This window comes from Mesorhizobium sp. M7A.F.Ca.AU.001.01.1.1 (genome assembly GCF_004022735.1).
Classification (GTDB): domain Bacteria; phylum Pseudomonadota; class Alphaproteobacteria; order Rhizobiales; family Rhizobiaceae; genus Mesorhizobium; species Mesorhizobium ciceri.
The window spans coordinates 1-8,503 of record NZ_RZPF01000230.1 but is presented as its reverse complement, the minus strand read 5'-3'; the positions used below and the strand labels follow the sequence as shown (position 1 = coordinate 8,503).

9 protein-coding genes and 1 pseudogene are annotated in these 8,503 nt (G+C 58.4%); 6 read left to right on the top strand and 4 right to left on the bottom strand.

All coding sequences use genetic code 11. From position 1 onward, the window contains the following. Nucleotides 1-310: pseudogene (locus tag EN884_RS15930) on the bottom strand (hypothetical protein); the annotation flags it as partial. Nucleotides 311-468: 158 nt separating this feature from the next. On the opposite strand from EN884_RS15930, the gene EN884_RS15925 reads away from it, so the two are divergent. Together EN884_RS15925 and glf are read left to right on the top strand one after the other, a co-directional pair. Continuing rightward, nucleotides 469-1,641 carry a glycosyltransferase gene (locus EN884_RS15925; protein WP_024504622.1) on the top strand — a complete coding sequence of 391 codons (1,173 nt, stop codon included), beginning with the start codon at nucleotides 469-471 and terminating at the stop codon, nucleotides 1,639-1,641. A gap of 2 nt (nucleotides 1,642-1,643) precedes the next feature. Further along, nucleotides 1,644-2,786 (top strand): UDP-galactopyranose mutase, encoded by a 1,143-nt coding sequence (glf, locus tag EN884_RS15920; RefSeq protein WP_063170784.1) that lies wholly within the window; start codon nucleotides 1,644-1,646, stop codon nucleotides 2,784-2,786. Nucleotides 2,787-2,872: 86 nt separating this feature from the next. On the opposite strand, the gene EN884_RS15915 is transcribed toward glf, so the two are convergent. Further along, nucleotides 2,873-4,102 (bottom strand): beta-glucosidase, encoded by a 1,230-nt coding sequence (locus EN884_RS15915; protein WP_245491937.1) that lies wholly within the window; start codon nucleotides 4,100-4,102, stop codon nucleotides 2,873-2,875. Nucleotides 4,103-4,490: 388 nt separating this feature from the next. Between EN884_RS15915 and EN884_RS15910 the strand changes: the two genes are divergently transcribed. Continuing rightward, nucleotides 4,491-4,766 carry a hypothetical protein gene (locus EN884_RS15910; RefSeq protein WP_082826808.1) on the top strand — a complete coding sequence of 92 codons (276 nt, stop codon included), beginning with the start codon at nucleotides 4,491-4,493 and terminating at the stop codon, nucleotides 4,764-4,766. Between the two features lie 629 nt (nucleotides 4,767-5,395). Here EN884_RS15910 and EN884_RS15900 read toward each other — a convergent pair. Continuing rightward, nucleotides 5,396-5,569 (bottom strand): hypothetical protein, encoded by a 174-nt coding sequence (locus EN884_RS15900; RefSeq protein ID WP_013525125.1) that lies wholly within the window; start codon nucleotides 5,567-5,569, stop codon nucleotides 5,396-5,398. Between the two features lie 473 nt (nucleotides 5,570-6,042). Continuing rightward, nucleotides 6,043-6,540: a hypothetical protein gene (locus tag EN884_RS39555; RefSeq protein ID WP_013525124.1), complete on the bottom strand. Its 498-nt coding sequence runs from the start codon at nucleotides 6,538-6,540 to the stop codon at nucleotides 6,043-6,045. 544 nt (nucleotides 6,541-7,084) lie between these two features. Between EN884_RS39555 and EN884_RS15890 the strand changes: the two genes are divergently transcribed. From EN884_RS15890 to EN884_RS38980, 3 genes are all read left to right on the top strand, one after another. Beyond that, nucleotides 7,085-7,819: a Crp/Fnr family transcriptional regulator gene (locus tag EN884_RS15890; RefSeq protein WP_013525123.1), complete on the top strand. Its 735-nt coding sequence runs from the start codon at nucleotides 7,085-7,087 to the stop codon at nucleotides 7,817-7,819. A 19-nt stretch (nucleotides 7,820-7,838) separates the two neighbouring features. Further along, a complete protein-coding gene (locus EN884_RS15885) occupies nucleotides 7,839-8,075 on the top strand; it encodes a hypothetical protein (RefSeq protein ID WP_013525122.1) in 237 nt (78 codons plus the stop codon). Between the two features lie 225 nt (nucleotides 8,076-8,300). Continuing rightward, on the top strand, nucleotides 8,301-8,503 hold a 203-nt coding region (locus EN884_RS38980; RefSeq protein ID WP_206617600.1), incomplete at its 3' end, for a hypothetical protein.

The following is an 8,503-nucleotide window of genomic DNA, read 5'->3' as shown; positions in this document are numbered from 1 at the left end:
AGCCGAAGACGTGCCACAGGCTGCCATCAAAGACGGGGCAAGGGTCCTTGAGATCATCCACGCTTTGCGGATGAAACAGCGGAAAAACGTTGGTCGCAAAGTCGATCTTCATATCAGCCCCGGAATTCGCCTGGCACGGACTCGCCAGCGATGCGGGCGAATCAACTTGATGTCCTGCACATTTTATAGCCAGCGACTTCAACGCAAATACGGCAGGTCCGTTCTCCACCGACATTCCGCCGTCGCTCACGCTTTCAAAGCCCGGCGATGCGCGGCGAGCGTTCTCAGCTTCGCGGAAATATGGTCGCATTCGTCATCCGAGCGGTGACCGAGAGCTCTTCACTTCACCTTGGAACAACTCACGCGCTGGAAAGTTAGGACCTGGCATCGAAGTCTATTTCTCCTCGATCCGCGCTTAACAAATGTTAGTCGTAACATAAACTAAAGATTACGGGAAGGAACATCTCAATGGAAGCAGCCTTGGGCAGGGTATCCGCCAGTAAACACACTGGCAGGGAAAATCTACTGGTTTGCTTCTCCCACTTGCGATGGAATTTCGTTCATCAACGGCCGCAGCATATCCTCACCCTCGCATCAGAGCAGCAGAGAGTGGTCTACTTTGAGGAGCCTGTTTTCGAAGAACTGCCACAGCCGCAGATGCGGACGAGCGAGGCATCGCCAAACATCCTGATCGTGACACCAGTGCTGCCGCTCGGCGCGTCGGCCGCGAAATCAGATGCCGTGCAGCGGAGGTTTGTTCAGCAGATCATAGCTTCTATGCCGCACAGCCGGCTGATCGCCTGGTATTACACGCCGATGGCTCTCCGCTTCACGGAGTTTCTTGACCCAGACATATGCGTCTACGACTGCATGGACGAACTCTCCGCTTTCAAGAATGCGCCGCCCGAACTGGCGCAGATGGAAAAGGCACTTCTGCGCCGCGCCGATCTCGTTTTCACCGGTGGCCTGAGCCTGTTCGAGACCAAGCGCCGCCTGCATCAGGCTATTTACCCCTTTCCGAGCAGCATCGACGTGAAACATTTTCACAAGGCAAGGCTGCCAGGAAAGGACCCAGCCGATCAGGCCGGCATTCCTCACCCGAGGGTGGGGTATTTCGGCGTCATCGACGAGCGGCTGGACGCCGGACTCGTGGCGCTAGCGGCGCGGACGATGCCGGACGTGCATTTCGTCATGATTGGCCCCGTGGTCAAAATCGATCCTGCAATCCTGCCGAAGGCCGACAACCTGCATTGGTTGGGTGCCAAGGCCTACTGCGACCTGCCCGATTATCTGCGCCATTGGGATGCCGGCTGGATGCCGTTTGCACTCAACGAGGCGACCCGGTTCATCAGCCCAACCAAGACGCCAGAGTTCCTGGCTGCGGGCCTGCCCGTAATCTCGACGGCGATCGTTGACGTCGTGCGCAGCTACGGCGCTGCTGGACTGGTGGAAATCGCCGACAGTGACGACTTGGAGAGCAAGCTGCGCTCCATGCTTTTGCGACCGCGTGAGATGCTGCTGCCGCAAGTCGATGCCTATCTGGCTGACATGTCGTGGGAAAGAACATGGACGGCCATGGCCGCTCACATTGAGGGCGCCTACCGACGCAAGAAGGTCGTCCCGTTGCGCAGGAGCGCATAGCCATGTTCGATTGGCTGATCGTCGGCGCGGGGTTTGCCGGCAGCGTGCTTGCCGAAAGAATAGCCTCGCAGCGTCATGAAAGCGTTCTCTTGGTCGATCGCCGCAGCCATGTCGGCGGCAACGCCTATGATTGCTATAATGAAGCCGGCATCCTCATCCACCGCTATGGGCCACATATTTTTCACACCAACAGCCAGTCGATCGTGGACTACCTCTCGCAGTTCACCCAATGGCGCACATACGAGCATAGGGTTCTGGCGGCGGTGGATGGGATACTGCTCCCCATCCCGATCAATCTCGACACGATAAACCGCCTTTATGGCCTCGAACTGAATTCTGCACAGTTGGAGGAGTTCTTCGCGTCGCGACGCGAAACGGTAGAGGACGTGCGAACGGCCGAGGATGTTGTCGTCAGCACCGTGGGACGCGAACTCTACGAAAAATTCTTCCGTGGCTACACCAGAAAGCAATGGGGCGTCGATCCGAACCAGCTGAGCAAATCGGTGACGGCACGAGTGCCGACCAGGACCAACCGCGATGACCGATATTTCAGCGACAGCTTCCAGAAGATGCCTGCCGGCGGATACACGAGGATGTTCGAGCGCATGCTCGACCATCCGAACATCAAGATCATGCTGCAGACCGACTTCCGCGAAATTCGTGACGAGATACCGTTCAACCGCCTGATCTATACCGGCCCGATCGACGAGTACTTCGGCTGGCGGCTGGGGCGTCTTCCTTATCGTTCGCTCCGCTTCGAGCACGTCACCCTCGACCAAGAGCAGTTTCAGCCGGTTGCCGTCGTCAACTATCCCCAGACGGAAGATTACACCCGCATCACCGAGTACAAACATCTGACCGGCCAGCAGAACGCGCGGACCAGTCTGACCTACGAATATCCTACCGATATCGGGGACCCGTACTATCCGGTGCCGCGGGCCGAAAACGAAGAGCTCTTCAAGCGCTACGAAGCGCTTGGCGCAACCTGTCCCGACGTGTGGTTTGTCGGTCGCCTGGCAACCTACCGCTACTACAACATGGATCAGGTGGTCGGGCAGGCCCTGGCAACCTTCGCCCGCATCCAGAAGAGCGTCCCGGAATGGGCGAGCGCGGGGAAGGCGTCGTTGGCCGAAGGGGCGCTGTAGCTCGCCACCCGGACGTACCTGGGAGCATCGAGCGTGGCAAGGCGGCGCCGACAGGCGCTCGCAACATCCCTCGTGCCGCTCATGTATTAACGCGTCAGGTTCGCCGCGAACAAAGCTCGCTGGCGGGCCAATTCCTGCGCGATGGGCTTGCGGACGTGCCGACTGCCGTCCGCCTGGACGACCGAAAACAATCCCACCTCCGCATGCCGCGAATTGTCCCAGCCCGGATAGGCGGTTATCGGGTATAGGCAAATACCTTCGATCGGCGCTTCGAGGTCAATTGCGGCACGCACCTCGTCGCAGACATAATGGAGCCACGCCGCCCCGCCTGATCCCTCGGAGCCGGTCTCGGCGATGAACATCGACTTGCCATATCGATGCGCGACCTCGATCAGCATCTCGGATAGGGCACGGTACTCGTGGTGCCCCATGGGAATCGTCGGCCCGTTGAGGTACCACTGATTGTGCGGATAGAAATTCAGGCCAACGACATCGACAACATCGTCGCTGCCCCCCAACTCGGGCTCTGCCCGGCCCAGCAGCATGTCGTAAGCTTCGAACTGTCCGAGACGGGCATTTTCGGCCCGACGCCGTTCGGTCCGCGTCCGGTCGCGAGGGGCAATGTGGATAAGCGGCTCGGCCCAGACAAATCTGCAAGCGGGATCGACCTCGCGCATCGCGCGAACGCCAGCTATTGCAGCTCTCACGAGGTGCCTCTTGAACCATCCCCGCTTCTTCGGGCCAACGCGCGGGAAATAGCCAACCTCAACAGCCCAGGCGAAAAACGAGATTTCGTTGATCGGGCACAACAAAGGCGCTGTACCGGCGATTGAACGATGAACCCTCACAGCTTCTGCAGCGAACGAGGCATAGGCATCGATGAAATGCATCGACCCTTGATCAACGTGGTCTGGACATCCGTAGTGGAAGATGTCCCAGATGACCTGGACACCTGCCGATTGCGCTGCTTCGACCATCGGCGTCCAGCTTGACCAGTCATAGTTTCCAGGAGCGGTTTCGATGAGGTGCCAGCGCAACCCGTCGCGGACGGTACGAAGACCGAGTTCGGCGCAACGGCGGTAGTCGCCCAGGGCGTGCAAATAGTGCGAGGTCGCACGGATAAGATCGAGGCGGACGCCGTCCTTGCGCCGGTGCGACGAGCACTCAAAGCCAGCCATGAAAAAACTGGCGAAGGGCGACGTGCCCGCAATCGAAGTCACCTCATTGCCTTCGCTGTGTCGTGCTTCGCTCATACGAAGTCTCCTGCAGGCATTTGGGCTCAGTCTCGGCTGCCGAATGCAGATCGAAGCAGCCATGAGCAATCCGGCTGCCGTATCTCATCCGCCAGGCTGCACTTTCGTCCTGTGCTTAACGGGATGGTTCCAAACCGGATGATCGAGCCTTTGTTCCCGTCGACCCCGTCAGAGGCAGACAGCAGCCAGGGAAGAAGCTGCGCGAGGCAAGTCGGGGGTCAGGCACATGCCGTGATCGGATCATCCAACGCTCCGGCGAAGGCAGGCAACAGTCCGTTCAAATTTCGACTTTCCAATATCGATCATGCAGGCGAGAGGGACGAGGCCCGTCGCGTCAAGCCGCTCCTTCGATCTTTGCCGGCAGAGCGCGCGCCATTCAGCTCAAGCGGGAACATTGGCTACGTCAGCAAGTTTGATCGCCATAGCAAGGGGCCGCAGGGCGGGCGCGCAGATGAGACATCTGCTCAAGGAAATCCTGGTCGAGATCGCTGAAATCCTTCCAGCGATGGCTCAAAAGGGCGACAATTCGGCCGAAGCACTGCCTGTCCATGCGCCGAACTTCCCCCACGATCTGGAGCCGGTTATCCGGGCAGACCCTTCCTACGAGGTGCCATCGCAACGCGCGGACGATCGGCATAAATCAGTCGCAGTTGAGCAAGCCGCAAGCTGTATGGAGGGATGCGGCGCCGGCTCGGATGATCTTACCTTTGCCAGTCACTGCAGATGAACCCACGGTCAAGGCTCACGCCTCTGACGGGCACGGCGTCGAGTGCCGAGCGAACGGCTTCAACGTTTGAGGTGTGGGGCCGGGCTTACGGCCTGAAGATCAACGGCGGTTGGCCTGCGCCTCTTCATCGCGCCATCGCTTCGGTCCGCCTGCGACGCTACGCGACACAGTCGCGCGTGAGCCAACCCGTACCCACGGGTCAATCTCTTCTCCCAAGAAGGCCGCGCCATGGACGGACCAATAGTGCGGGCCCGGCCGAGGTATGACCCACTAGCCTTCGTCGGATGCCAGTGACAATATCCCACCAGGCGCCACCTGCAGCAGTTCCCTTGGACGGTCCTGTTCTGGCAATGAGATGATCCAGCCATAAGGTGCGCGGCTCAACAGCCTCTACCCCGTAGCATGTCTTTAAAGTGGCTTCTTCGAAGTGCGCTCCGGAGTGCAGCAGCCACATCACACGGGTTTTGTCGTCGACGCTGCCTTCTAAAGGCGCGTGGTAGCGGGAGCAGTCATGACACCCTCCGATGGGGCGGAAGCATGTTCTTCGCTCACAGCCGGCGGCGCCCAGAAACTACCGCCGCGAGAGCAATAATATTTTCAGTCGAGATCATGTGACCGGCAGAAGCGTTCTAGTGCCTCTCTTTCAGAAATCGGGCTTCACGAAGCAGCGAATTCCAATCCGTGCCGATAAGCTTGATCAGACCGCGCGCATCCGGCTCTGAAATACCGACTTCTTCAGACAGACGTCGGGCAAGCAATTGCTGATTGCCCTTTTCGACTCGGCCATCGCCATCCTTTTTCATTGGGTTCCTCCTTTGGGAAGCCAACTTGCGGAATGACCTTTCGTTTCACGAAACAAGAAAAAAGCCCGCGTCCGATTCGCGGCAGCGAGGATAGCGCCATTCGCTAGGGACTGTCGCAGGCGGTGCAAAGCAGGTCCACCTGGGGCGAACCAACACCGCACACCTTCGATAACGTACGCAAACCGGGTCCCAACAGAACCTGCGCGAACCCCGTGCAAGCCGCGCCGAAACGCCCCGCAGCCCCTCAGAATTAATGGGGATTGGCATCGGTGGTGTGTTTTGGGACGTGGGCGGTCAGGCGGGTCTCCTGACCTCCATGTTGAGGAAATGCTTCGGTCCGGGGCCGCCACGGTCCTCGAACGTAGCGGCTATGACGCCAGGGACTGGCATTTCAAGGGCCGCTATGGGAGATGGTCCAAGGGCGCGGGATGCTCGGATCAAAAACCGCGGGAACGCGGCCGTATCTTCTTTGATCACTGCCTGATGAACATGCCCGTATAGGTCTGGCCGGCGAGCGTATGGGTTGCGGACAGCGTGCCGTCGGGCATCATCCTAAAACTGACGTCCGCGCCATTCGGGAGGCGCCCCAGCTTCAACGTATTCCCTACAATTTTTCCTTCGCCCGCGGCCTCACCCGGATTGTCATCGCTCAGAATTCCCCATGCGTAGGTTACGGTCACCTTTCCGTTTGAAGAAACAGATTGAACAGACAGTTTACCTTCATATGTGCCTTCCAATCGCCCGACCCAATTGCCCGAAAAAGCAGCGTACTTTGTTGGAACGCCCTTTGAAGGAGGAATGATTGCCACGGATTGATCCATTATTGCCGGGCCGGGGGGAACAACGGCAGGATCCAAGGCGGATTGGGAGGGAATGGCAGCAGGTTCGATAGCGGCGGATTGCAGCGGTTCAGGAGCCGATTGGCACGCGGGTAGGGCAAGTGCTGCGAAGGCCAGTATAAGGTTCCGCATCAATTTCTCCACATCGTTTCCGACGGACATATCCGAAAGCCCGCTGATCGGCAGAAAGTTCGATTCCCCACCAGGCCGGATTTTGGAGACGCCTGATGAACCATGAGTGACGCCAATAGATAGCCGCTCGTCAACCGTGTGGCGACATTGCGCGGCCGGACCTCAAGCGGGCTCGTTGAGATGCCCATTTGCAAGGCCGGATTTCTCGCTTCAGGTGAGACGCCTTTTGCCTGATGCCTGGCCGGAGCCATCTGGCCCTCATAGGTGAGGTTGCAGCGTCAGGCCTTGGCGGATCAACCACCTCATGTGATGTCGCAGCGACCATTGCGAGCGCAGCCTATGTCATAGGTTAATGCGCTGCTCGAGGGGCTCGATTATGGGTGTGCAGCACTCCTGTGCCCCGTGCAATGAAGTCCCGGCCAAGGACCTGCCTCGGCATCCTGAATTCCCAGTTCCCGACCAGCAGTCCGGCGCCTCGTTACGGCTATCCGGAACTTTTGACGCGGATGCAAGTTCGATAACCAACATCAGCTAGGTAGCCACTTTGTCACCCACTTCATCCTCGGATGTACTTATCCGCAAGCTCCAGAGCATCTCGGATCTCCGAGAGGGCGATATTGATGTTTTGAAAGACATCCAAATTCAGGAGAAGGATTTTCTTGCCAATTACGACCTGGTGCGTGAGGGTGACCGCCCTGTCAATTCGTTCGTGGTTTTGGATGGCCTGCTCGGTTCCACCAAACTTACCGGCGATGGCAAACGGCAGATTACATCCTTCTTTGTGGCTGGGGACATTCCCGATCTGCACGGACTGCATCTGTCGGTCATGGATTGCAATTTCACGACCCTGACAGCAGCCAGACTGGGCTTCATGCGACATGACGCTCTTCGCGCCATTTGCGAACAGCATCCCCGAATCGCCACGGCTTTTTGGCGCTCGACGCTGATCGATGCAGCGATTTACAGGGAATGGGTTACGAATGTGGGACGACGCGAGGCCTATACGCGCATGGCTCACATCTTGTGCGAACTGATCTTTCGCTTGCGCTCGGTTGGACGCATCCAGGATCACGTCGCGGATCTTCCCATTACCCAGGCAGCACTTGGCGATGCATTGGGCTTGTCTACAGTCCACGTCAACCGAATGCTTCAGGAACTTCGACGTAGAGGCCTCATCGCCACCACAGGCCCAAGGGTGCAGGCTCTTGATTGGCCCGGCCTCACTCGTGCAGGTGATTTCGAAACGACGTACCTGCACCAAAGGAACCCCGCAGCTTAGTGGTGACGGAAGCTTTCGGATGGCACGATTTTTCTTTGATAGTGGCGATCACGATGTGGTCATCCAGGACGAAATCGGCATCGAATGTGCCGGTCTGGAGGAGGTGCGCCGCGTAGGCTTCGAAGGCCTTATCGACCTTACGAGAGATGCACTGACCGAGGTGGACGGGCAGCAAGTATTTGTTGAAGTGCGGAACGAAAATGGCGACAGGATTCTGAGGCTGAGCATCTCGCTTCAGATCAAGCTGATGAGATAACGTGCGATAGGACTTGCTGCGACAGAATGCTGCCGAACGCCGGCACACCAAACGGAGCGGCGACGAAACCGAATGCCGCGTGGCCGGACTGACGCACGAAGATGCCGCCGCCATTTGCGACCAGCTCGGGTTCTCCACATTGGACAAATCGGAAAGCCGCAGCAGAAGGGCATGCCCGCCTCAGTGGCGCAATCCGACTGATTTAATCGATGTCGCGATTTTTGTATGAAGTTCTGGAACGCGCACTCTCAGCGCTCGTTCATGTTGTCTCAGCAGAGGGTCGTCGAGATGCAACGAAAAGCGAACGAGGCAAGCCGGGTTGCGAAGGGCCAGGACCTTGAGGTCGAACATCTGGTCGAGCTCACGGAAATTGACCCCAAGCAGGCACGAACGCTGCTTCGCAGGCATGGCGCCGATTGGCCGAAGCT

Bases quoted from the DNA above. Each gene is read 5' to 3' on its own strand.
- EN884_RS15910 (WP_082826808.1), top strand. From the start codon at position 4,491: ATGAGACATCTGCTCAAGGAAATCCTGGTCGAGATCGCTGAAATCCTT.
- EN884_RS15885 (WP_013525122.1), top strand. From the start codon at position 7,839: ATGGCACGATTTTTCTTTGATAGTGGCGATCACGATGTGGTCATCCAG.
- EN884_RS15900 (WP_013525125.1), bottom strand. From the start codon at position 5,569: ATGAAAAAGGATGGCGATGGCCGAGTCGAAAAGGGCAATCAGCAATTG.
- EN884_RS15915 (WP_245491937.1), bottom strand. From the start codon at position 4,102: ATGGCTGCTTCGATCTGCATTCGGCAGCCGAGACTGAGCCCAAATGCC.
- glf (WP_063170784.1), top strand. From the start codon at position 1,644: ATGTTCGATTGGCTGATCGTCGGCGCGGGGTTTGCCGGCAGCGTGCTT.
- EN884_RS39555 (WP_013525124.1), bottom strand. From the start codon at position 6,540: ATGCGGAACCTTATACTGGCCTTCGCAGCACTTGCCCTACCCGCGTGC.
- EN884_RS15925 (WP_024504622.1), top strand. From the start codon at position 469: ATGGAAGCAGCCTTGGGCAGGGTATCCGCCAGTAAACACACTGGCAGG.